The organism is Citrobacter sp. Cpa228 (assembly GCF_030333085.1).
Lineage (GTDB): Bacteria > Pseudomonadota > Gammaproteobacteria > Enterobacterales > Enterobacteriaceae > Citrobacter > Citrobacter pasteurii.
In genome coordinates this window covers 1-791 of sequence record NZ_JAOWGQ010000003.1, presented here as the reverse complement: position 1 = coordinate 791, position 791 = coordinate 1, and the positions used below count along the sequence as shown (strand labels likewise).

Annotated in this window: 1 pseudogene; it reads right to left on the bottom strand. The window is 49.3% G+C overall.

Annotated elements, in window-relative coordinates:
* A pseudogene (locus tag OGX91_RS00015) lies at positions 1-791 on the bottom strand (hypothetical protein); the annotation flags it as partial.

Below are 791 nucleotides of genomic sequence, written 5' to 3'. Positions count from 1 at the left end.
TGCTTAGCGACATCAGTATAACTATTTGCCGTCGCAATCGCTTCGTTTTTAGCCGTTGCAGTGGTGGTGTCAGTATAGCTATTGGCAGTGCTGATAGCGTCCTGCTTAGCGACATCAGTATAACTATTTGCCGTCGCAATTGCTTCGTTTTTAGCCGTTGCGGTGGTGGTATCAGTATAGCTGTTGGCGGTGTTGATAGCGTCCTGCTTAGCGACATCAGTATAGCTGTTGGCGGTGTCGATAGCGTCCTGCTTAGCGGTATCAGTATAGCTGTTGGCGGTGTTGATAGCGTTCTGTGTAGCGGTATCAGTATAGCTGTTGGCGGTGTTGATAGCGTCCTGCTTAGCGGTATCAGTATAGCTGTTGGCGGTGTTGATAGCGTCCTGCTTAGCGGTATCAGTATAGCTGTTGGCGGTGTCGATAGCGTTCTGTGTAGCGGTATCAGTATAGCTGTTGGCGGTGTCGATAGCGTTCTGTGTAGCGGTATCAGTATATGATTTACTGTCAGCAGTGCTGTTTGCGATATCTTGAGATAAACCAGTTGCAACATCGTCTACGTGATTGCTCAAATCACTAATAGAACTGGTGTTAGCGGCGATATCTGCAGTGTTGGCCGTGGTACGGGTATCAAGGTCTGCGATGTCCGAGGCGTTATCAGCAATAGCGCTGGTATTGGCTGCTATGTCTGTAGTGTTGGCTGCAGTTGCTGCAGTGTTGGCTGCTATGTCTGTAGTGTTGGTTGCAATTGCCGCGGTGTTGTCTGTCGTACGGGTATCAAGGTCTGCGATGTC